The sequence below is a fragment of the Alterotamlana spongicola genome, from assembly GCF_035818475.1.
Taxonomy (GTDB): domain Bacteria; phylum Bacteroidota; class Bacteroidia; order Flavobacteriales; family Flavobacteriaceae; genus Cognatitamlana.
This window is the reverse complement of record NZ_JAYMGV010000001.1, coordinates 584,001-608,131: the sequence shown is the minus strand read 5'-3', so window position 1 is coordinate 608,131 and position 24,131 is coordinate 584,001. Positions and strand designations below refer to the sequence as shown.

The 24,131-nt window shown below is 35.3% G+C and carries 22 protein-coding genes; 2 read left to right on the top strand and 20 right to left on the bottom strand.

The window, feature by feature from the left end:
- Positions 1-17 precede the first annotated feature (17 nt).
- From VOI54_RS02565 to VOI54_RS02475, 19 genes are all read right to left on the bottom strand, one after another.
- Positions 18-1,796, bottom strand: coding sequence for a nitric oxide reductase activation protein NorD (locus VOI54_RS02565; RefSeq protein ID WP_326281165.1), 1,779 nt, complete (start codon positions 1,794-1,796; stop codon positions 18-20).
- Positions 1,797-1,813: 17 nt separating this feature from the next.
- A complete protein-coding gene (locus tag VOI54_RS02560; protein ID WP_326281164.1) occupies positions 1,814-2,587 on the bottom strand; it encodes a CbbQ/NirQ/NorQ/GpvN family protein in 774 nt (257 codons plus the stop codon).
- A gap of 80 nt (positions 2,588-2,667) precedes the next feature.
- Positions 2,668-4,008 (bottom strand): cbb3-type cytochrome c oxidase subunit I, encoded by a 1,341-nt coding sequence (locus VOI54_RS02555; RefSeq protein WP_326281163.1) that lies wholly within the window; start codon positions 4,006-4,008, stop codon positions 2,668-2,670.
- A 15-nt stretch (positions 4,009-4,023) separates the two neighbouring features.
- The gene (locus tag VOI54_RS02550) at positions 4,024-4,458 is read right to left on the bottom strand and encodes a c-type cytochrome (protein ID WP_326281162.1); all 435 of its coding nucleotides are present in this window, start codon (positions 4,456-4,458) and stop codon (positions 4,024-4,026) included.
- Positions 4,459-4,480: 22 nt separating this feature from the next.
- Complete coding sequence (locus tag VOI54_RS02545; RefSeq protein WP_326281161.1) at positions 4,481-5,206, bottom strand: SCO family protein; 726 nt, start codon at positions 5,204-5,206, stop codon at positions 4,481-4,483.
- Positions 5,203-5,976: a formylglycine-generating enzyme family protein gene (locus VOI54_RS02540; protein ID WP_326281160.1), complete on the bottom strand. Its 774-nt coding sequence runs from the start codon at positions 5,974-5,976 to the stop codon at positions 5,203-5,205. Before VOI54_RS02540 ends, VOI54_RS02545 begins: the two co-directional genes overlap by 4 nt.
- 25 nt (positions 5,977-6,001) lie before the next feature.
- Positions 6,002-7,450 carry a copper-containing nitrite reductase gene (gene nirK / locus VOI54_RS02535; protein ID WP_326281159.1) on the bottom strand — a complete coding sequence of 483 codons (1,449 nt, stop codon included), beginning with the start codon at positions 7,448-7,450 and terminating at the stop codon, positions 6,002-6,004.
- Positions 7,451-7,606: 156 nt separating this feature from the next.
- On the bottom strand, positions 7,607-9,607 hold the full coding sequence (locus VOI54_RS02530; RefSeq protein WP_326281158.1) for a TonB-copper family protein: 2,001 nt from the start codon (positions 9,605-9,607) through the stop codon (positions 7,607-7,609).
- A gap of 83 nt (positions 9,608-9,690) precedes the next feature.
- Entirely contained in the window at positions 9,691-10,536 is an 846-nt protein-coding gene (locus tag VOI54_RS02525; protein ID WP_326281157.1) for a hypothetical protein, read from the bottom strand.
- Positions 10,537-10,641: 105 nt separating this feature from the next.
- On the bottom strand, positions 10,642-11,037 hold the full coding sequence (locus tag VOI54_RS02520; protein WP_326281156.1) for a hypothetical protein: 396 nt from the start codon (positions 11,035-11,037) through the stop codon (positions 10,642-10,644).
- An 83-nt stretch (positions 11,038-11,120) separates the two neighbouring features.
- Positions 11,121-11,903, bottom strand: a complete 783-nt coding sequence (locus VOI54_RS02515; RefSeq protein ID WP_326281155.1) for an ABC transporter permease — start codon at positions 11,901-11,903, stop codon at positions 11,121-11,123.
- Entirely contained in the window at positions 11,896-12,603 is a 708-nt protein-coding gene (locus VOI54_RS02510; protein WP_326281154.1) for an ABC transporter ATP-binding protein, read from the bottom strand. Before VOI54_RS02510 ends, VOI54_RS02515 begins: the two co-directional genes overlap by 8 nt.
- Entirely contained in the window at positions 12,597-13,832 is a 1,236-nt protein-coding gene (locus VOI54_RS02505; protein ID WP_326281153.1) for a nitrous oxide reductase family maturation protein NosD, read from the bottom strand. The genes VOI54_RS02510 and VOI54_RS02505 overlap by 7 nt, the downstream gene beginning before the upstream one ends.
- Positions 13,833-13,835: 3 nt before the next feature.
- Positions 13,836-14,273, bottom strand: coding sequence for a nitrous oxide reductase accessory protein NosL (locus tag VOI54_RS02500; protein WP_326281152.1), 438 nt, complete (start codon positions 14,271-14,273; stop codon positions 13,836-13,838).
- Positions 14,274-14,307: 34 nt separating this feature from the next.
- A complete protein-coding gene (locus VOI54_RS02495; protein ID WP_326281151.1) occupies positions 14,308-14,898 on the bottom strand; it encodes a hypothetical protein in 591 nt (196 codons plus the stop codon).
- 120 nt (positions 14,899-15,018) lie between these two features.
- Positions 15,019-16,989, bottom strand: coding sequence for a Sec-dependent nitrous-oxide reductase (gene nosZ, locus VOI54_RS02490; protein ID WP_326281150.1), 1,971 nt, complete (start codon positions 16,987-16,989; stop codon positions 15,019-15,021).
- Positions 16,990-17,014: 25 nt separating this feature from the next.
- Entirely contained in the window at positions 17,015-17,587 is a 573-nt protein-coding gene (locus VOI54_RS02485) for a fasciclin domain-containing protein (protein WP_326281149.1), read from the bottom strand.
- A gap of 8 nt (positions 17,588-17,595) precedes the next feature.
- Entirely contained in the window at positions 17,596-18,099 is a 504-nt protein-coding gene (locus VOI54_RS02480; protein ID WP_326281148.1) for a c-type cytochrome, read from the bottom strand.
- 223 nt (positions 18,100-18,322) lie between these two features.
- Positions 18,323-18,856: an alpha-ketoglutarate decarboxylase gene (locus VOI54_RS02475; protein ID WP_326281147.1), complete on the bottom strand. Its 534-nt coding sequence runs from the start codon at positions 18,854-18,856 to the stop codon at positions 18,323-18,325.
- 153 nt (positions 18,857-19,009) lie between these two features.
- On the opposite strand from VOI54_RS02475, the gene VOI54_RS02470 reads away from it, so the two are divergent.
- The gene (locus VOI54_RS02470) at positions 19,010-21,751 is read left to right on the top strand and encodes a 2-oxoglutarate dehydrogenase E1 component (protein ID WP_326281146.1); all 2,742 of its coding nucleotides are present in this window, start codon (positions 19,010-19,012) and stop codon (positions 21,749-21,751) included.
- A gap of 35 nt (positions 21,752-21,786) precedes the next feature.
- Entirely contained in the window at positions 21,787-22,998 is a 1,212-nt protein-coding gene (gene odhB / locus VOI54_RS02465; RefSeq protein ID WP_326281145.1) for a 2-oxoglutarate dehydrogenase complex dihydrolipoyllysine-residue succinyltransferase, read from the top strand.
- 495 nt (positions 22,999-23,493) lie between these two features.
- Here the strand turns inward: odhB and VOI54_RS02460 are convergent, their stop codons facing one another.
- Positions 23,494-24,126, bottom strand: coding sequence for a response regulator (locus VOI54_RS02460; protein WP_326281144.1), 633 nt, complete (start codon positions 24,124-24,126; stop codon positions 23,494-23,496).
- Positions 24,127-24,131 lie beyond the last annotated feature (5 nt).

Here is a 24,131-nt window from a genome sequence, read left to right as displayed (position 1 = left end):
TAAGAGGTTTACCGAAATTATGCCTGATGCTTTATTTTCTCATAGAGCTTAACTAAAGATTGAAGTAATTCTTCCGGGGTTGTAAGTATTTGATAATGGTTTTGGCCAAACATTTGAGGCAGGTAGTATTTTGCATTGGCTTCAATGGCCAGTGCGTAGGAGTTAATTTGTCTTTCATTGAGTTCTCGCAATGCCTGTTTTACGTCATTAATACCGTATTTGCCCTCATATCGGTCATAATCATTTGGTTTACCATCCGAAATTAAAATAACCCATTTGTTTTTAGTATCTCTCTTGTCCAATAAGGCACCGGAATGTCTCAAGGCTGCTCCTATACGCGTATAGCCACTTGGTTCTACGCTTCCAATTCTATATTTTGCCGTATCCCAATTATCATCAAAACTTTTAAGTGTTAAATAGCTTGAGTGGTTTCTTGTTTTAGAATAAAAGCAATTGATGGAGAAATCAATGTTAAATTCATCTAATATTTCGCCAAACAGAATGGATACTTGTTTTTCTACATCAATTACTCTGTTTCCGGCAGCATAGCCATCGCTTGATAAACTAATATCCAAAAGTAGTAGAATGGATAGGTCTTTTTCTTTTTTCCGTTTAGACAGGTATATTTTTTCAGATGGGGTATGCCCAGTTTTAATATCAATAAACAAATCAGTTATGGCATCAATATCAAACTCTTCCCCTTGGGTTTGCCTGCGCTGCTGTTGGTATTTATTGTTAACGGTTGTTAGCATTTTACGTAACCCGGTTAAGGTCAGGCGGTTTTCATTAAGTGTTTTTTTGTAGTATGATCTGTTGGCTGCTGTTTGGGTTTTTGGGTATACTTTGCAAAAATACTCCTTGTATCTTCTAGTTGCATAGTTCCACTCGTCATAGGAAATAAAATGGCCATCACCTTCATTTTCTGCGCTTTCGGCAATGGTGGTGTTTTCAATAAAATCAGCCTGATATACAGAATGTGCTGTGTCATCCACACGAACCGTATGCTTCATTTTAACCTCATCTAAGGCATTGGAATGGTCTTCCAAATCATCATCTCCATCCATATCCCTAAAATTCCCACCAAACTCTTCGGCGGTTTCAACCTTTTCAAACTGGTGTTGTAAGACGGCATCTTCCATTTGTTTCTGGTCAATTTGAACGGATATAATCTCTTCAACAGCTTTTGATTTGATAATGGTTTTAGCCTGTTCCTGATTGGCCGTTTTAACCTGGTCTGTAAAATGCTTTAATTGTTTTTTTGATGGATCTTCAGGAACATTTCGCATCCATTTTCCATAAATATAAGTATAATCAATGGCGTCTTTTTTGCTGGCCTTTGCCAAATAATGTGCTATGAATTTTTGATAATACGTTTTGGTAATGGGGAATTGATCAAATAATGCTTCAAGAACTTTTCCGGAGTACTCATGGGCTTTGTGTTGAGATTCTAATACATCATGATCTTGATTGTCATTCCAATTTAAGCTTAGGTTTTTTTGAACCGATAGGTATAATACCCTGAACAAATAAAATGAAATATTTTCTTCATGAGTCTGAAATTCGTAATACCTGGAGGGCAAAAAAAAGTTGTTATTTTTATAGCCTCCCTCTCTGTCTGCTTCATAAATTTCTATAGATACTCCTGTTATGGCGCGGGCAAAAAGTGCTAAACGGGATTTGATATCGCTTAAATTTACGGCATACCCAAGTCTGGCCTCCTTTTTCTTTTTTCTTTTCTTGAAAAAGAACGCAAACTTGGTAAAAATATATTCATCTGGCTCAAACTCAAACATCATAGTAACCTTAATCTAATTTATATCATTAAATCGCTTAAGTCCTTTAGGGCCTGAATCACTTCTAGATCATCTGTTAAAGGTTCAATAACTGCAACATGAACCGAAAGGCGTTTTGGTAGGCCAACATGAATTAATTTTGCGGCATCAACCAATAATCTTGTTGAGACTGTTTCTGTAAGCCCTAATTCTGTCAGGTTTCTGATTTTTGTGGCAATATTAACCAGTTTTTGGGCTATGTTTAAAGGTATACCTGTTTCTGAAACTAAAATTTTAGCTTCAAGTTTAGGTTCCGGATAGTCAAAAGAAACTGCAACAAAACGCTGCCTTGTAGAGGGTTTTAACTCTTTGAAACCACGTTGATAGCCTGGGTTAAATGAAGCCACTAACATAAAATCTTTATGTGCTTTTATAGTTTTCCCCAACTTATCTATAAACAACTCTCTTCTATGGTCTGTTAATGAATGAATGGCAACAATAACATCTGGCCTTGCTTCTGCTATTTCATCCAAATAGATAATATGTCCTTCTTTAACTGCTGTTGTAAGGGGGCCGTCTAACCAAACAGTTTCAGCGCCTTTAATAATAAATCGGCCTATTAAATCTGTTGAAGAGGTTTCTTCATGACATGAAATGGTAATTAATTTTGTCTCAAGTTTGTGTGCCATAAATTCAATGAACCTGGATTTTCCGGTTCCGGTTGGTCCCTTTAATAAAAATGGGATTTTACATTTGTAGGCGTGCTCAAAAACTTCTATTTCTTTATTAACAGGTTGATAATATGGCGTATTCATTTTGTTTTAATTTGAACTTGAGGAACAAAAAACCAGAGTAAGCCTTCTTTCAAATTTTTACTCTGGTATGTCATTATTATTTAGTTAGCTGCTATTTCAAGAGCTTCATCATTTGGTTTTCCATGCTTATAAAAGTCCACCATATAGGATACTATACCAATCAGAAATAATGTAGCACATAAAATAAGTACTATAAAGTGAATTTCAATCTCTTTTTGAACGGCCATGAATTCCATTTTAAACTTGCGCTCTAGGTATACCTGGGCAACACCAGCCACTCCAAAGGCTACGGTCATTCCAATCATACCAATATTTGATAACCAAAAAGCTATTCTGCCTCTGGTACTTTCATATAGTTTTCTACCGGTCATATTTGGTAAACTGTAACTGATAATCGCTAAGACTATCATGGCATAAGCGCCCCAAAAAGCCAGGTGCCCGTGCATTGCCGTTACCAAAGTACCGTGTGTATATAAATTAGTTTGTGGTAAAGTGTGTGCAAAGCCTAATAGTCCTGCCCCCATAAATGATACTATGGCGGCACCAAGTGTCCAGTACAGGGCTAGTTTGTTAGGGTGCTTCTTTTCTCCTTTTCTATACATGTTAACCGCAAACAATGCCATGGCTAAGAATGCTAAAGGCTCTAAGGCAGAGAAAATACCACCAACAATTAACCAAATCTTATTCACACCAATATAGTAGTAATGATGCCCGGTTCCCAGTACTCCTGATAAGAATGTTAAACCTACAATAACATAGAGCCATTTTTCAATGACTTCTCTGTCAACCCCTGTCAGTTTTATTAATAGGAATGATAAAATACCACCCATGATTAGTTCCCAAACGCCTTCTACCCATAAGTGTACAACCCACCATCTAAAGAATGAATCTTTTACCTGGCTGTCAAAGGGCAGCATTCCGGGTAAATATAAAAGTGCAGCAAATAATAGGCCCATAGAAAGTACCAGTGCTGTTGTTGTTCTTCGTTTTCCTTTAAAAAGCGTAGCTAGAATAAGGCCTAAAAACAGAAGTACATTTACAACTACTAAATAATCTAACGGCCTTGGAATTTCTAAGAATTTACGGCCTTCCCAGTAGTTAAAGTGATAGCCTACTATGGCTATGACCCCAACTACAGCTAAACTTATCAATTGCACATATGCCAGTTTAACACTGACCAATTCGCGTTGAGCTTCTTCCGGAATAATATAGTATGCGGCTCCCATAAAGCCACATAATAGCCATACTACCAGTAAATTAGTATGTACTGCTCTTGCTGTGTTAAATGGGATAATACTGTGCAGGCCATCCATTCCGGCATGTGCAAATCCCATTATAAAACCGTATACCAGTTGCAGGCCGAACAATAACATTGAAAGGGCAAAAAACCAGTACGCTACTTTTTGTGATTTATATTTCATGTTTTTTATGTTAGTTTAGTTATCGTCTTTTGCTAATGGAGATACCACAGTATCAAATCCATTTAAATCAATTTCACCTATCCAATTGAAAAAGGCAATCAGGTCATCAGCTTCTTCTTGTGAAAAGCCATAGGCTACCATTTTTCTTCCGTTAGGCGCCCAGTCTACAGGAGTCATTAAAACGGCTTTAACGTAGCCTTCACCTCTTCGGTCAATAACTTTAGTAAGTTCTGGGGCATAATAAGCGCCTTCTCCCATAATAGTATGACAGCCCATACAGTTGTTTTCTTCCCAAAGGGTTTTCCCTCTTACAACAGCTTCGGTAATACCTTCTTCATTTGATTGGTCATTCGCTTTACTAAAAGAGTAAATGGTAAGACCAATAAATATGAGAAAAGTAACTACTGTTCCTCCAAGAAAAAAAGCCCGTGCTTGTTTTTTTGATAACATATTTATTCAGTTTTGATTAGTATTAATTTTTATTTATTAAATCATGGATGGCCTGTAAGGTTTCTTTATTATCAACCCCAAGGCCTTCTTGTTGGTGTATTAATTCACCCCCTGAATTAAACACACTTATAATGTTTGAGTGTGAAAAATCCATAGGTGAAATTTGTTTATATTTTACAGCTAAAACATTGGCAAATTCTCTAACACTACTTTGGGTACCTTGTAAAAAGGTCCATTGTTTCCCGTCCATAAAATTTTCTTTGGCAAAAGCTTTTAATCGGTCCGGAGTATCCGTTTCGGGGTCTATGCTTACTAATATAAAGCGAAGATCTTTCATGTTTTCTTTAGGGATTTTAGCTTCTATATTGCGCATATCTGCAACTAACCTGGGGCATGCTGCTTTACAGGTGGTATAAATCATAACCATAACTAAAGTTTTTCCTTTGAGATCCTCCAGCTGAATGATCTCATTTTCTTCAGTATGCCATGTACTGGTTAAGTTAAAAATGGATTCATCTGAAATACCATTATGGTTGAGTTCTGTCAATGAAGTTTCTGCCAATGCTTTTAAATCCATTTTACAGACCGAACAGTTTCCGGCATGATCAAAGGTTTTGTCTCCTTCACATTTCATAGGACATTGATAAAGGACCAAGTCATTATTGGATTTTTTGGAATCTGAAAAATGGCACGAAGTAAAACTTAATGCCACTATAAAAAGACTCAAAATTGATTTTAATGTTTTCATTCTACTATATCTTTAACACATCTGAACCCTAAGTTTTTCATGGCATACTTAGCTTTTAAGCTACCACGGATAGCATAGCGCATAAATGCGGCATAATTCATTAAATCTGTAGCTCCCACAGCTGCACTTCCACAAAATAAATTATTGTCCTTATCTACATCTTTTCTTGATTCACCTGAAACTAAAACCGAATTAAAATCTAAGGTCCATTCCCATACTAAGCCATGTAAATCATAAACATTCCAATAGTTCTTAAAGGTTGAACCAATAGCATTATTGAATGTTTTTGGTTTTTCATACCAACCCAAAATGTATTTATTATAAGATTCTAATTGTCTTGCATCCGGCATGGTTTTGTTTGCCATAGCTACATACTCCCATTCATCAATGGTAGCCAGCCTTTTTCCCTGACATTCACAATAATCTTTGGCTGCAAACCATGAAATATTTGTAACTGGTGCATCTAAGGATTGTGATTGGTTTAGTTTGGTGTCTGAGTCCCAATCTATTAAATAGTTGCCATCAGCAAATAGTTTTTTTACTTGTGAACGCTGCCATTTAGGGTATTTTAAAACAAATTCTAAAAAGGCTTTGTTTGTGACCGGATAAACATCCATTTCAAAATCTGAGATGGTAACTTTCAAGGAATCTCTACCATAAAGCGGAATATAAGTACCCCCTTTGATAGCAACCATTTTAGACTGACAATGCCCTGTTAGCATAAATAACAGCGTAAAAGTGTACAATGTCAGTCTTTGAATGGTTTGCATTGAGCTAGTAATTAGTAAGTATTATTTAGTGTCCGTTTTTTACAGCGTCCACTTGACTTTTAGTGACGTTGGTTTTATTATTATCCCAGGAATTATAAACATAGGTTAGTACATCTGCAATTTCTTCGTTGCTAATAGCCTGTCGGGTCATGACACTATTATATTTTTCACCGTTAACCGTTATTTCTCCTGCTTTTCCTTTAAGAACAATTTCAATAGCGCGTCTCACATCTGCATTTAAGTAATCTGATTTTGCCAATGGAGGGAAGGCATTGGGAATGCCTTGTCCTTCTGCCTGGTGACATGCAAAACAGGTTTGCATATAAACCTTTTTCCCTGCCTCCATTTTTTCGGCCAAACTTTTATCTGAACTTACTACTTTGGCTTTTTGATTGTCATCTTCAGGCATATCCTGGATTCCTCCACCTTCAGGATGGTAAATACCTTCTTGAACAACACCTGAATAGATTTTTTTGTTTTCTTCGCCTTCAACTTTAAGCATACCTAAAGCCCCTTTATTAAAGGCTCTAAAAATAGAGTGGTCAACCAAAATGAATGTTCCCGGCACATCAATTCTAAATTCAACTATGGCCGCTCCACCAGCTGGAACTAAAGTAGTTTGTACGTTTTCGTTTATTGTAGAGCCACCTTCTACCATAACTTTGTCAAAGATTTCTCCTATAACATGAAAAGAGGATACCAGATTGGGCCCACCGTTACCTACATAAAGCCTAACAGTTTCTCCAACATTTGCTGTAATGGCATTATCACCGGTAAGCGCTCCTACTTTTCCATTGAAAACTACATAATCAGCATCTTCATCTACTGCTTTCTGCATATCAAAAGCTTGCAAACCAGGTTCTCCATTTTCGCCTTTAGTGTAGAAATCCCCTTGCATGATATAGTATTCTTTATCAACAGGAGGTAATCCGCCTTCGGGCTCAACCAATATTAATCCGTACATTCCGTTTGCTATATGCATACCTACCGGTGCTGTAGCGCAGTGATATACATATAAACCCGGATTTATAGTTTTAAAGTTGAATGTCTTTTCGTGTCCCGGGGCTACAAAGGAAGATGTAGCACCACCTCCTGGGCCTGTAACTGCATGAAGGTCAATATTATGTGGTAGTTTGTTGTCCGGGTGATTTGATAATGTAAATTCTACCTCGTCACCAACTCGGGTTCTAATGAAACTTCCCGGAACTGAACCTCCAAAAGTCCAATAATTATAGGTAGTTCCGTCTGTCATAGTACCTTCTTGTTCTAAGATCTCCATGTTTACAATGAGTTTTTTTGCTTTACGCCTTCCAACTGGTGTTGGTACGTTTGGAGGAGCGGTTAATTCTGCAATCATTTCCTTGCTTACAGGAATATTTGCTGCATCAGCATACTCTTTTTTTTCATTGTCTATGCACCCAAATAGAAGCAAAGACATAATAAATGCACATAATGACTTCAAGTAGTTTACCATGGTTGATTAATTTAATTTAGTTATGGTTATATGTTTTAAAGAGGATAAATTTGTCCTCTTTTTTGAATGGTAAAAATACTTTTTACGATCTTTAAAAAATATGATATTTATCAGTTAAAAATCATCATGTATTTTGTATAACAATTAGGCAAGGGCTTAGGGCATGACAATGGAAAGATTGATATAAAAGTTACGTCCTTGTCTTGGAATGTTATTCCAATCTGAAAATGTAGAGTAGTTTGTATCTAAAATGTTTTCAACCCCGTATTTAAAAACCAATTTATTACTATTCAAGTACACTAGATTTCCTAAATTTAAATTTAAAATGGCATAGGCGGGTGTTTTATTTTCGCCATAAAACAGACTGTACTTACTTTGATTTCCGTTGCCTTCTAACTGTAAAGCTGCATTAAACTTTAAAGTATTGTAGTTTACTTCAGCTAAATAAGAAAATGGTTTTATTAGTGGTAAGTTTTCATTATTACTGCCTTTACCATAATTGTAACCCACAGAGCTGTTAAAGGAGAACTTTTCAGAAAATTCAAAACTTGAGTTTAGATAGATATTAAAAATTGATGCATGACTTAAGGCATTGTATACACGTACACCATTGGCGCCAATGGTCATAGGGTTTATGGAATCATCAATTTCGCCAATAATGTAATCTGAAATGTAAAAGAAAGCGGATTCAAGCCCTAGTTTAACTGATTTAAAGGTGTAACTTGTTTTAGTATTAATTTCAATAGCTTTTTCGTTCTTTAAGGTTGGGTTTCCTATATAATCATATCGGTCAAAACTATTAAACAGAAAGAAGCCGTAACCTTCACTTACTGTTGGCGCTCTTTCTCCATAGCCAAGGCCAAATGTGGCTTTAAAATAGTCTCTTTTATAGGTGTAATCTCCTGACAGGCTTAATAAAAATCTATTCTGGGTATCACTAATATCAGGATAAAAGATTTTTAAACTATTTAAACCAATCTCATTGGCAATTTTATTCTTATGATATCCTAAACGTATGCCTCCTGAAATGTTTTCGTTTTCATTTAAGCTTATATGATCTTTAACAAACAGTCCTGAATATAATGTTCTAACATCGGGCCAGGTATACATGAACATATCGGGTTGATCAGGATCATTTGAAAACATGGTCATTTCTGCTAATGACCGGTTATAAAATCCGTTTAAATTCACTAAAAAATCATGCTTATTCTTTTTAAGTGTGGCTTTGCTGTAAAATCCGTAAGTATCACTCCACCCCGGCATATCCATACGAATGGGAACATCAGGACGATTGCTATCATCCATAATATGAGTGATGGTGTTAAAATAGAGCTTGGTTTCTAAAGCTGTAATTAGCGCAGATTCACTTTCATAATGATGGGTTACGGATGTGATAAGCGCCTCGGCTAAGGATACGTCCATTGGTAATGCCGGATATCCAACATCAGTAGCTTTATCATAAATGATGTGCGCTTCAAGCTTTTGATTATTGGAAAGCTTATAACCACTTTGTAGTGGTATGTTATATTTTTGAAACTGAGAATATGGGACTTCTTGATTACCCCCGGCAATATAATTATCAGATGTCCTGAAGATACCATCAGTAGTTAGGTAAAATGTGTCACCTGAATATTCCAGATCTAAGCCTGCAATGCTATAATTTCCATTTGATTCATAGCCTAAATCTGCACTGGTTTTTAATCCGGAACCATTGAATTTTGATGATGCTATTTGCAAATCCATACCACCTCCAATACAATGTCCGTTTTCTGTGCCTTCCTGACCGGAATTGATAGTGACCTGCTCTAAATTAGAAACGTCAACATATGATGTTATAGGGTCCATTTTATCAGTACAGGCTCCAAAAATTTGCATGCCATCTATGGTAACGTTTAACCGGTCACTGGTCATATTATTTAATGCCGGTTCCCAGGCATAGTTTCCGCGCTTTATCATGGTTACCTGATTGGCTTTTTCTAAATACGCATCAATACTTGACAGTGTTTTTTCCTGCCTGTAATTACTTAATTTACGTTGAGCTACAATAATTACCTTGTCTAATTTGGTGGTGTCCTTTTTAAACACAGGTGTGTTTTCCTGTGCAAAGAACGAGAGGCTACAAAAAAAGCAAAGACTAATAAAAACAAGATATTTCATAATTATGTTGTTTGTGGAACCAGTGATTAATGAAGTTGCTTAAATGCCTTGTTAAGCAACTTCATTAAATCAAACAGCAAGTATTAAAACTCCAATTCCAGATAAAGCGAACTCTTTTGGTTTTGTTCTGTAACATCTTCGCCTTTTAAAAGCTCATCTGAACTATTTAAAAGCTTTAAATTAAGTACCCAATATCCTGTCATTGTCAATGATAGATCAGCATGATACATATTATCTGAAGCATCAAAACTTAAATTGGTATTGTTAGGAGAGGTGTGATTTTCCATACCCGGCATCCTTGGGTCAAGTAGTATTTTATAATTTTCAACAATAGGGAATGACATCATGTTTTCCATTTGGTATAAACCAACCATAAGGTCATTTATACCTATTGTGGGTGCTTTGGGCTCGATTAGAGCAGCAACATAGCGTTTGCCATCTGAAGCCATAAAACTAGAAACGTTTTGTTTTTCAGCTTGTGATACAGAAATGGTACTTGCAGCAGTATACTCAATACTGTTGATTGAATAATTAAACGTTATAGACCACCCGGAGTTGTCTGCATTGGTCATTTGAAATATTACAGAGCCTGAATAAAGAGTGGTTTTATCAGTAACTTTTTCAATAACAGAAGAAGGACAGGAATGTTGCATAGATGGCATTTGCATCATTGGAACCCAGGATATATCAGCATTTTCAATGTATGTATTGTCACTATTGTTTTTAATTCTTAGGGTTACTTTATTGTAACCGGTTGTAAATACACCGGTCTCATTATATAGCTCAATAGAATGGTTGTTGTTTGTAATATCTTGAATTTTTACAAGCCCTTCAATGTCGTTTATTGGAGGCGTATCATCATTATCTGTGGAACAGGCTATAGTCAAAAGTGCCATGAATAAAACAGGCAGAATATATTTTAGTTTCATTTTTATTTTTTTTGAATTATAAGTATAAGGTATCCTAATTAAGCTCATTAAAATGAGTTAACAGAATATTCAAAACCGTTATATTGGTTTTTTAAGGATAAAAAATTAACTAAAAATTGGAGGAGGTGTTTCTACTTTTAATGTTGTTTTAATAACTCCGGGTGAATTATATATAAGGAATCTTTGGGGTAGCATAGGTTCTTTTAAACCGATATTAAAATCGTTTTTGGAAAAGAGGCAAAAAACATCTATGACTGTTCTTTTGTTTTCCTGAAAGGGGAATTTATTTGTGGAGTCTGAATTATTTTCAGCTAATTGCTTAGTTAATTGGCATTTTCCGTTACATCCTTGTTGGTTGTCTTTTTGAATGCATAAGGTTTTGGTGATTAAATTCTGGTTAACTACAAAATCACCAATAATAGCCAGGGTATTAATATTATTGGCTAACAATATTAACACTAAAATTGATGCTGTGATTTTATGAAATAAAACCTTAATCATGCTGTAAAAATAAAGTAATTAGGTCTCGTAAAACATGATGTTGGTCATGGAATTTAAAAATTGTATAGTCATTATCTTTAGCGTTAAAAATCTTTCTTTTTTGCTTTAAATACAATTTTGATTACCGGTAAAATAACCCAAATAAATAGCATAGCAAATGATATGACCAGCCCAAAATTGGTACCAAAAAACTTTTTAAAAATAGCTCCTGTATAGCCCAGCAAAGCTGAAATATCGAGTTTTAGAAGAATTAAAGTTCTGGATAAATCTATGGGATTTAACATAGTGCCAATCAATGACAGCTTGTCCAGGGGGTAGTCTTCAAACAGGATTAGAGACATTAAAAATAGGCCATCATATATGATAGCTAAAAACAGCCATAATAGTATGGCATAACCAAAACCTTTGATTTTGTTTTCGTTGGATAAAGCAATGTTGAAGGCTAAAGCTGTGAATATGAAGGTTAAGAAGGAGCCGGTAATTAATAATAATGAAAAATCCCATATGGCTGAGGATCTAAACAATCCGTAAAAAATAAACGGTATTCCCAGCCCTAAAATTAAACTCATAGATAATGAAATGGCAACACCTAAATACTGACCCAAGAAAATAGAGGATCGTTTTAAAGGTTGAGCTAATAATAGTTCAGTAAATTCTTTAGAATTGTAGTAGTACATCACGCCAAAAATGGTTCCTATTAAAGGAACTAAAACTATAATGACATTCATTAATGTGATCACTGCTTTTGACAGGTCGTTGTTTAAAAACAGTAATACCACACCCAACAATAAATAGAATGCAAAGTACACATAACTCCAACGGCTGCGCATTAAATCAAAAAAACTATATTTTAAAATTTTAAGCATAATTATCGGATAAAATTGAAGCAATAGCGTGTTCAAAATCAGGTTGGTCTGTTTTTGATTTTAACTCATTAATGCTTCCTTTGAAATAAATCTGTCCTTCTAATAGAAATACAATTTCGTCTGAGACTTCCTCAACAAAACTCATAATGTGGGAGGTTATGATTATGGTCTTTCCTTTAGCTTTTTCAGATTGAATTAACGTTTTCAACCTAATTAATGAAATAGGATCCAATCCTGTAGTAGGTTCGTCTAAAATAATTAGCGGACTATCAAACATAAAAGTCAATACAAGATTAACTTTTTGCTTTGTACCTCCCGAGAGATTACCTAGTTTTTTATCTAAAAACGGCTCAAGCTTAAAACGTTCAATGAGTGCTTTGTCCTGTTCCGTTTGACCTCGCAAATCTTTAATCATTTTAATAAGTTCTCTTACTTTTAAATTGTTCGGAAAATTTGCTATTTGTGGTAAATAATCAATTTTATGACGGTAATTTGAATTGTAACTGATGTTTTCCTGAAGTACAGAAATGGTTCCTTTATTGGGTATTACCATACCCAGAATCACTTTGATCAGTGTGGTTTTACCAGAACCATTAGGTCCTAACACCGTAAAAATACCACCTTTGTTGATGTTGAGATTAACACCACTTAGCACTGTGTTTTTGCCAAAACTTTTATGTAAATCCTGAATGCTTACCATGTTATTTGCTTTGTTAGGGGGTGATTGTCTAATAAATTATCAGGGGTAAAAACCGGAGATACTTTTTCTGAAAAATCAATAATATCAATAAAAAGGCTGCGTAATAAAATAATGGTCTCCGGTGTTCTGTTTACTATATATGAAAACAATTTTACCGGCCTGTAAGGAACATCCCCAATACCATTTTTGTCCAAGTCATAACCTGTATAATTACTCCAATAGTTTTTGTCGAATATATTATCATTTATTTTACTGTTATAAGAAATATCAAAAGAGTTATACAGGAAGTTATTCTCTAAGAACTTATTAGTATAGCATGCACCTCTAACCTTAACGGCCCAACCATTATTGATGAAATTGTTATTAACATAGTTGATTCTGTTTGATCCTTCTATATTAATACCAATAGTGTTTTCTTTAAAGGTATTGCCTCTGATTTCGGCGTCATTGATCTCTTTTAAAAGCATACCGTAAGAAGCTGTACCCCAGTTTTCTTTAAAGGTATTGTTAAGCATTTTGATTTTTTTGGAAAACATAACTGCTACTCCCGCACCATTATTTTCAAAAGTGTTGTCCTGATAAATATCATCATTAGAAAACATGAAGTGTAGGCCATATCGCAGGTTTTCGGCACTAACGTTATTTTTTATCAAGCAGTTATCCGAAAACTCTAAATAAATACCGTCACGTACATGTTCTACATAATTATGCTCTATCTCAATATGATTACTGTACCAAAGCTGAATCCCATTTCCGGAGTTATACTCTTCAACAGCCTCGCCTATTATTTTATTATGATACACCCTGCCGTAGTTTGATTTTTCCAGATAAATACCAAAAAATAGTTTTTCAAGAACCAGATTCTTAATCTCAAAATGTTTACTTCTTTTCACTCTTATAGCAGCATAATCTTCGGTATAGCTTGTTCCAACATTAATAATGAATAAGCCATCTACAGTGACATGGTCTGAAATTATGGTAATTATTTCTCCTTTTAATTCCCCGTCAATAACCGGATAGTCTTCACCAACTATTGTAAGCGGTTTGTTTATTACAATATTGTACTCTTTATAAGTCCCTTTTTTAATGATTATAGTGTCAAAGTCTTTAGCAAGAGATATGGCTTTTTTAATTGAAGGGACAGGGCATGTTGAACATACCTCAATGTTTTGAGCATAGTTGGTAAAGGCCAAGACAAAGGCAAATAAAAGAGCTGTTATTTTTTTCATAAACTAGTCTCTAAAATGAGCTAAGAGTGATTCCCATGAATATAATTCGCCTCCTTTTTTAGCATGTATTTCTTCAGCCTCTGGTTTTGTTTTAAAAGCCGATAAAAATGCACCCATAGGGCTTGGGATGTTTTTGCTAATTAAGAATGTGGCTTTTGTAGCGTCAATAAGAGCTTCGGGCTCCAGATAATTGTTTGCCAGATAGAGCTGAATTTGAGAGGTGTCAAATCCATCCATAAAATTTATCATGCACTCCGTAGCATCAAATTTATAGACCTTACCTTTTTTTGTAACAATTTCAGCAGCATGTGTTTTGTCTACAATGGTCATTTTGCAAAAATGACAACCATCATTCCCATAGTCTATTGGTTTTGGGGATACATTACAACCCATTAGAATGAGCAGTAATGGAAGAATTGTATAGTGTTTTAGTGTTTGCATGTTTTAGTGTTTTTAGTGTTTCAATCTTACATAATCAAACCGTTTTTATGTTTTTCTTTCCAATTAAATAGGCTATAAACGATGCGGTAATACCTAAGCCTAAAAAGAGTGCTCCTAATTGTGGATAGGAATGTGCTCTAAAATTCAATATGTCCTTACTTCCAAAAAGCGGGGGTTGAAATCCCATTACTGAACCATCCGGATTAGTAAATTTCATAATGGCTTTGGGGTCTAAATCATGACCATAATTATGTTCCCATAAATAAAAGTCGTATAAACCGGCAATACTCATTATGAGCATAAAAATAAACCAGGCCAGAAACCATTTAAAGTTGCCTTTAAATGCTATTAAAAGCCCCAGAACAGAAGCTATTATTATGGCAATTGGAAATATTTTAAATTCAGGAATAGCTTCCGGAATATATTTCATCCCAACATAATGATTCATTAAGTTAATGTTTTTTATATCATGCGGATGAACATCTGAAAAATCATTAATATGAATATACATACCTAATGGAGTAGGATACTGAGGAGCTTCAAGGGTTATTTTCCAAAGTGGAAAAAGAAATAATCCTAAAGGCAGTATGGATGCAATAAGCATGATTATGTTTGACCTTTTCATAATTTCCGGAAATCTAAAGTTGTTAATTTTAGTGATTTAAAGGAAAGGCGAGAGCGAAAAATTTGCTCTCGCCTTTGATAAGAGAATAAACACTAAAACAAAATTCTCTTATGTTTTTAATTATTCAATATCTTCTCCTAATGACCATTTTAATGGCGTATTTGAATTTGCCGGAGATACACGAACATACCCTTGCATTTCCTGATGCAGTGCAGAACAGAAATCCGTACAATAGAAAGGCCAAACACCAATTTGTTTTGGCTCCCATAAGAAGGTTTCTGTTTGCCCGGGCATAATAAGTAATTCTGATGTGTTAGCACCAATCATACTAACCCCATGAGGGACATCATAATCTTGCTCTAAATTTGTAACGTGGAAATATACTTTATCGCCTACTTTTATGCCTTCAATATTATCCGGTGAGAAGTGGCTTCTAATTGTAGTCATGTAAACGTGAACGATTTTACCATCTCTTACAACTTTAGTTTCTGCTTCACTTTTAGCGGCATGAGGGTGCTTATTGTCTTCCAGTTTAAATAATTTTTTAGAACGCGGTTTGATTAAATCTGCCGGACATCCAGCGGCATAATGAGGTTCTCCAATAGTTGGAAAATCAAGTAATAATTCCATTTTTTCACCAGAGATATCATATAATTGGGCAGATTGGGTGACTTCAGGGCCGGTTGGTAAATAACGGTCTTTTGTGATTTTATTCATGGCAACCACATATTTACCCCACGGTTTTTGTGAGTTTCCACCAGGAATCATCAAGTGACCAACAGAATAATAACAAGGTTGTCTGTCTACCACTTCCCAGGTTCCTAATTTCCATTTCACAACTTCCGAAGAAATAAAGAAAGTAGTATAAGCATTACCTTTACCATCAAATTCTGTGTGTAAAGGCCCCAAGCCAGGTTGTTCAACTACACCAGCCAATACATCTTCAAAATTTAAGATTGGAATGCCGTAAGCTTCACCAGCCACTTTATTTTCCTCAATAGCTTTTAACATTTTAGTAAATGAGTGAACTGTAAGGTTAGCGGATAATTTACCATTACCAACAATATACTCCCCTGAAGGGTCAACATCGCATCCGTGCGGTGATTTTGGTGTTGGTAAAAAGTATACGGCACCGGGAACATCTAATGGATTGACAACACGAACTTCTTTTTTCATGGTTGAAGTGGCCATATGTGTGCTCTCATCATATACATTATGAGCATAATTTGCAGGCATCATAGTGCCACCGCCATTATTCACATAGGCTTCTATTTTCTTCCAGTTTACAGCAGCAATAAAATCTTTGTCATTTTGCGAAGCGTTAACTTCCATAAGTGTACTGGCTTCTTCTGAGTTATAAGTTGAGAAGAAGAACCAGCCATGAGATGCACCTCGTCCAGGGTGTGCCAGGTCATAATCAAAACCGGGCATTATTAATTGGAACTTTATATCCATATGTCCATGTTCAGGGTCTACAGAGATAAAAGATAGAGAGCCTTTAAAGTTACCCTTGTAGTCTTTAATAGGCATATCTTTTTGTGGTATTGGAACAGAAAAACGTGTTCCGGCTACTACATATTCTGAGTTTTCGGTTACAAAAGATGAACTATGGTTACCAGCGCTATTAGGAATCTCTATAATTTCTGTGGTTTCAAAAACGGATAAATCTACTTTTGCAATACGAGGCGTATTGTTACCATTAATAAATACCCACCTACCGTCAATAACACCATTAGTTTGTGAAATATCCGGGTGATGCGCATCATCCCATGGAATAAAGCCATGTGAAGTGTTTAACATAGGCTTGGTTTCTTCGTTGTATCCATAAGCTTTCTCTGCATCCTGAGAAAACACCGGAATAACCTTAAACAAGCGTCCGGAAGGTAAACCATAAACCGATAACTGTCCGCTAAAACCACCTGAGATAAAGGCGTAAAATTCGTCGTGTTCTCCTGGAGCAACGTATACTTTTTCAGCCACATTGCCGGCAAGTGCACCAGATTTGCTGTCTGATTTGCCCGAATTGTTGCAGCTTGTAAATGCTATCAGTATACTAAGCATTGCTACAACAGATTTTAATATAGTCTTCATGTTTTTATATTTAGTTAGAGTTATTTTATTCTGATGGTGGTAACAGGACCTTGTCAATAACATGTACAATACCATTTCCGGCCGGTACGCTGGCTATAATTTTGGCACCACCAATTAGGGGCTCTCCATCTACTACTTCAACTTTTACATAGCCATTATTAGCTTGTCCCAGTTTTTTGAATTTTTTTAAAAAGTCTTTTGAATAGTTTCCGGGAGTGACATGATATTTTAAAATATTAGCTAAGGCATTTTTGTTTTCAGGTTTTAATAGATCCTCTACCGTGCCTTCAGGTAAAGCAGCAAAAGCATCATTGGTAGGAGCAAAAACCATAAGAGGTCCTGCATTGACCAACGCATTTTCTAATTGAGCAGCCTGAACAGCTGCGACTAAAGTTGTGTGGTCTTTAGATCCAATAGCTATACTTAAAACCGTTGGTTTACTTTCATCATCTTTAATGAAAGCTTGTCCTGTTTTTTCGTTAGAGGCTTCAGTTTTTGTAACTGTAGAGGTCGTTGAGGCTTCCTTGTTTTCGTTTTTACAAGAGCAAACAAAAGCTACTAATGCAAAAACAAAAATTAATTGTTTAATGATTTTCATATAGTTAGTTATTTTAGGGTTCTAAAATATTCCAATACAGCTCTGGCATCTTCTTCAGATAAATTTTGATTTGCCATAGGGGCGCCATTAAACTCTATAAGTAATGCTTTTGCCAATGGATCTTTTTGGGTCATTTCTACCGGGTTTAAAATCATATTCATAACCCATTCCGGTGAACGGCGTTCCATAATGCCTTTAGGAGATGGCCCGATGAACTTTTTGTCTGCTCTATGACAAGCCGTACACATTTTTTTAAAGACGTCTGCACCATGATTTGCCACATCTTGATTTATGGTAGCGTCAAGAGATAATGAGGTAATTGGACCTATACCTTTATTGCTAAGATCAACTGTTTTTGAAGCAGGTTCTTTTTTTGTTTCTGTTGAAGCTTTAGTCTCTGTTGTGGTTTTTTTCTCATAAGAGAAGCCTTCTTTCTTTTTTTCTTCTTTACCGCCGCAGCTTATAAAAAGTATAATTAATAGAGTAGATAAAATGTTTAGTATTGTTTTCATAAGGGTGTATTTAATCAAACAAAACTATCAACTTTGGCAGTTAAATAATATGATAAAAATCATATTTAAGACAAAAATGTCTTTTTTGTTTTTGTTAAATTTATATGTATGAATTTATACTGTGTAAATTCTTCAGGAAAACACATTGTGAGGCTAAAGGAAAGACGTATAAGAGTGTTAGTGTTTCTGTAAAAAGAAAAGAAGCATTCCTGCTACTATAGAATTAAAAATAGACTCTAAAAAAAGGAGACCAAGGGTCTGAATAAACACTTCTGCTTTTATCATAAATAACATCATACCTTATCCCAAAGGTAACATTGCCACTTCTATAGCCGGCGCCTAGATACAATGCCGGTGCCCAAAAATTCTCGTTGGGAAGGTTTATACTTGTGTCATATTTTCTATTCACATTTAACTGTTCAAACTCAGCTGAAAGCTGAAGGTCTCTAATAACATTATACAGGCCAATAAAGCTGGCTCCCAATATGGTGGATTTGTAAGTGTTTTTTCTGTTGTTAAATGTGGCATTTAGTCCCAGGCCCAAAGCAAAATTTCTGTCAAATTCAAAGATGGCACTTGGAGCAATAGTTCCGCTAAAAAAACCGTCTCCAAAACTCAAACCTATATTTCCACCATAACGCACCTGATTCCAAAACCCGCTTTTGACTTCCTGAGCTATGGTATTTTGAAAACTTATAGAAAGTATGACTAAGAAAAAGGCTATTTTTTTATTAATAGGAAAAAATAAATTCATCATAATGAAGTATCATTAAAAAATTAACAGCTTTTTAAGCATATTCGTTAAATGCATATTAACAGCTATAAATATAGACAAAGAAACATCTAATTTTGGCAAAAGTTGTATTTTTGAAAAATAATTTGACGAACCTACACGGGATTAATAAAAGTAATGGATAAATTTTCATTTTTAAACGCAGCACACACGGCATATTTTGCTGATTTATACGATCAATATTTGCAAAATCCGGATACCGTAGAACCAAGTTGGAGAGCCTTTTTTCAAGGTTATGATTTTGGAAGCGAAAACTATGGTTTGGATGGTGAAATTATAGAAGGCGTTTCAACTCAAATACCAGAACATGTCCAAAAAGAGTTTAATGTTGTAAGGCTTATTGACGGCTATAGAATACGGGGGCATTTATTTACAAAAACCAATCCTGTTAGAGAGCGAAGAACCTATTCGCCAACGCTGGATATTTCTAATTTTGATTTGTCTGAAAATGATTTGGATACGGTTTTTAATGCTGGTGAAGTATTAGGGGTTGGAGCCAAGACATTGCGTGAAATAATAAAACATTTAGAGCGTATTTATTGTAGCTCTATTGGAGTTGAGTATATGTATTTAAGAAATCCAGAGGTGATTTCGTGGTGGCAAAGCCAATTAAATAAAAATGATAATCAACCTGATTTTTCAGTTGATACTAAAAAATATATTCTTTCAAAATTAAATCAGGCCGTAACCTTTGAAAACTTTTTGCAAACCAAATATGTTGGACAAAAACGATTTTCGTTAGAAGGAGGTGAATCTTTGATTCCGGCTATAAGCAATGTGCTATATTATGCCGTTGAAAAATATGGTGTTAAAGAATGCGTATTGGGAATGGCGCACAGAGGGCGTTTAAGCACCTTAGTGAATATATTTAGAAAACCGTTAAATGAGCTTTTTAGTGAATTTGAAGGTAAAGATTTTGAGGATGAAAATATTGATGGCGATGTAAAATACCATTTAGGATTGACACTTGATAAAACGTACCAAAATGGGAAAAATATCAAGATGAACTTAGTTCCTAATCCATCGCACTTAGAAACAGTAGCTCCCGTAGCTGAAGGTATTACCCGTGCCAAAATAGATGTTGATTATGGAGGTGATGATTCTAAAATAATACCTATTATAGTGCATGGAGATGCTGCTATAGCAGGTCAGGGTGTAGCCTATGAAGTAGGCCAAATGAGTCAATTAAATGGTTATAAAACCGGAGGTACTATCCATATTGTTGTAAACAATCAAATTGGTTTTACAACCAATTATTTGGATGCCCGTTCAAGTACGTATTGTACTGATGTTGCAAAGGTAACGTTGTCACCCGTATTGCATGTTAATTCAGATGATGCTGAAGCTGTGGTTCATGCCGTGGAAATGGCATTAGAATACAGAATGCGTTATAAAAAAGATGTATATATAGATTTATTGGGCTATAGAAAATACGGACATAACGAAGGTGATGAACCCAGGTTTACACAGCCTAAATTATATAAAAACATTTCAAAGCATAACAACCCTTTCAAGATATATTCAGATAGATTAATTGCTGAAAACACCATTGATAAAGTGTATTTGGAGCAAATAGTTGAAGAATTTAAAGGAACACTTGAAAGAGAGTATGCCATATCTAAAGAAGCAGAGTCCTCTAAAGTTAGAGAATTCATGCAAGAGCGTTGGAATGGTTTTGAACGCAAGGGTATTGATGCCATGCTAAGTTATGAGGATACTACATATCCAAAAGAAAGGCTAGAGCATATTTCTAAAGTGGTTTCTACCGTTCCAGATGGTGTGAAATTTTTACGTAAGGCAGAACGCATTTTAAATGGACGTTCTAAAATGGTTTTTGAAACCGATACCTTAGATTGGGGTATGGCTGAAACTTTGGCTTATGGAAGTTTACTGGAAGAGGGCTATAATGTACGTATTTCAGGGCAAGATGTGGAACGTGGAACGTTTAGCCACAGACATGCTATTTTGCGAGATGAAATATCAGAAGAACGCATTAACCTGCTAAATACTAACCCGGAGAACAAGGGTGAAATGGATATTTACAATTCCTTTTTATCTGAATATGGAGTCTTGGGATTTGATTATGGTTATGCTATGGCTAACCCTAATACTTTAACTATCTGGGAGGCGCAGTTTGGTGATTTTAGTAATGGTGCTCAAATTATATTTGACCAGTACTTGTCAGCAGCAGAAGATAAGTGGAAATCTCAAAATGGTATAGTGGTTTTACTACCACATGGTTATGAAGGACAAGGCTCTGAACATTCATCGGCAAGAATTGAACGTTACCTGCAATTATGTGGGAATGACAATATGATAGTTGCCGACTGTACTACACCAGCTAATTTCTTCCATTTGTTGCGTCGTCAAATGAAACGTGATTTCAGAAAACCTTTAGTGGTATTTACACCAAAGAGTTTGCTGCGCCACCCAAAAGCGATATCATCAATAAATGAATTAGCGACAGGTAATTTCCAGGAAGTCATAGATGATACTATTGCTCCTGAACATGTTAAGAAATTAGTATTCTGTACCGGTAAATTCTATTATGATTTGCTAACTGAAAGAGAAGCATTAAAGCGGGAGGATATAGCGTTAGTTAGAATAGAACAGTTATTCCCGCTACATTTAGAAAAAATACAAGCAGTAATAAACCGTTACCCCAATGCTGAAAGATATATTTGGGCACAAGAAGAACCACAAAATATGGGAGCGTGGAGTCATATGTTACAGCGTATGGATCTGGTAAAATTAGAGGTGTGTTCAAGATCATATAGTTCAGTACCCGCTCCTGGTTCAAGTACAAGAGATAAAGCAAGACAAAAACGTGTGATTAATGCTGTTTTTGATATTGAATAAAAATAGAATTTAAGATACCATTAAAATTATAAAGAATGATTTTAGAAATGAAAGTCCCTTCGCCAGGGGAATCTATTACGGAAGTTGAAATAGCAACATGGTTAGTTGAAGATGGGGATTATGTTGAGAAAGATCAGGCCATTGCAGAAGTGGATAGTGATAAAGCTACACTTGAATTACCTGCTGAAGCAAGTGGAACTATAACACTTAAAGCGGAAGAAGGCGATGCTGTTGCTGTAGGTGCCATTGTGTGTTTAATTGATACCAGTGCAGCAAAACCCGAAGGTGGAGCGGCTCCAAAAGAGGAAAAGAAGGAAGAAGCTCCAAAAGTTGAAGCACCTAAAGCCTCTGCGGCTGAAACAAAAACATATGCAACAGGAAGTGCTAGCCCGGCTGCAAAAAAGATTTTGGCAGAAAAGGGCATAGATGCAGGAGCTATTTCGGGTACCGGAAAAGATGGTAGAGTAACCAAAGAAGATGCTGTAAAAGCAGTTCCTTCTATGGGTACGCCTGCAGGAGGAAGTAGAGGAACGTCAAGAAGTAAAATGTCTATGCTGCGCCGAAAAGTGGCAGAACGCTTAGTTGAGGCAAAAAACACTACAGCTATGTTAACCACATTCAATGAGGTTGATATGTCGCCTATTTTTGCGTTACGTTCAGAATACAAAGAGGCTTTCAAAGCAAAGCACGGTGTTGGTTTAGGATTTATGAGTTTCTTTACATTAGCAGTAGTGCGTGCTTTAAAAATGTATCCGGCCGTAAATTCAATGATTGATGGTAAAGAGATGCTTTCCTATGATTTTTGTGATATCAGTATTGCGGTTTCAGGACCTAAAGGCTTAATGGTGCCGGTAATTAGAAATGCCGAAAACTTAAGTTTTAGAGGCGTTGAATCTGAAGTAAAGCGATTGGCACTTCGAGCAAGAGATGGCCAGATTACTGTTGATGAAATGACTGGAGGTACGTTTACAATTACCAACGGTGGTGTTTTTGGTAGTATGTTATCAACACCTATTATCAATCCACCTCAAAGTGGTATTTTAGGAATGCATAATATAGTAGAACGTCCGGTAGCAGTTGATGGTAAAGTAGAAATTAGACCAATAATGTACGTTGCCTTATCTTATGACCACAGAATTATTGATGGAAAAGAAAGTGTTGGGTTTTTAGTTGCTGTAAAAGAAGCTTTAGAGAACCCAATAGAAATATTAATGGATAATGATATTAAAAAGGCTTTAGAAATGTAGGCCTAAAATTTTAAACAAATAAAAACGGGTATTGTATAATTTTTATACAATACCCGTTTTGTTTTAATGCAAATAACTAAACTAAATAAAGATCATTAAAATATTTATAAAAATTACAGAAACAATTACTATAGCTAGGCCAATAAAACAGCATTTATCAAGAATGTTATTGGTTTTCATTGTTAAATTTTTAGACATAACCATTAGTTTTAAGAGTTTTAGAATAAACACTCTGCACTTATAGAAATGCAGAGTGTATGATAAAATTCCCTCTCAAAAAAGAATTATTAATAGCAGTGTAAAGGTAGGTTGAGATCAGGATAAAAAAAATACGCACATCTACGTATTTTTAATCAATAACTTAGGTTTTTAAAAAACGAAAGCTCTAAATCATTACAATTTAGAGCCTTCTTTAATTCTCCCTAAGAACTAATTAATAGCTCGGTAAAGGTATATTATATGTATGATAAAAAAAATACACACTTCTGCGTATTTTTATAAATATTCTTTATTTACGCTAGCCCAAACTGAGAGCGATGATGGTTTGTTGTCAAGCTGCAATTTATGTACAATATTACTACGATGCTTATGTACAGTTTTAATGGAAATTGACAATTCGTCAGCGATGTCCTGGCTTGTTTTACTTTTAGAAATTAGCCTTACAATCTTTAATTCAGATTTGGTTAACAGATCTAAAGTTTCTGGTTTTTGTGATACATCACTTGCATTCAAATAAGAAGCTATTTCTTCACTAAAATAGGGCGTTCCATTGATAACATGTGCAATACAGGTTTCAATTTCTTCTATGGCAAACTCTTTTAAAATATATCCATATACATTAAATGCCTTAGCTTTATCGTATAATTCTTCTTCCTTGTCAAAGGTTATAAGAATAATTTTAGTATCCAGATTGTTCTTTTTACAAGCCTCTGCAATTTCCAATCCCGTTTTGTAAGGCATTCTAATGTCAAGAATGGCTATTTTGGGTTTTAATTTAACAATAAGACTATATGCTGTATTTCCATCTTCTGCACTGCCAACAATATTAAAACCTCTTGAGGTTAAAAAATCAGTTAAACCACGTAGCATTAATGGATGGTCATCTGCAATGACAATAGAGGTGTTCATTGAGT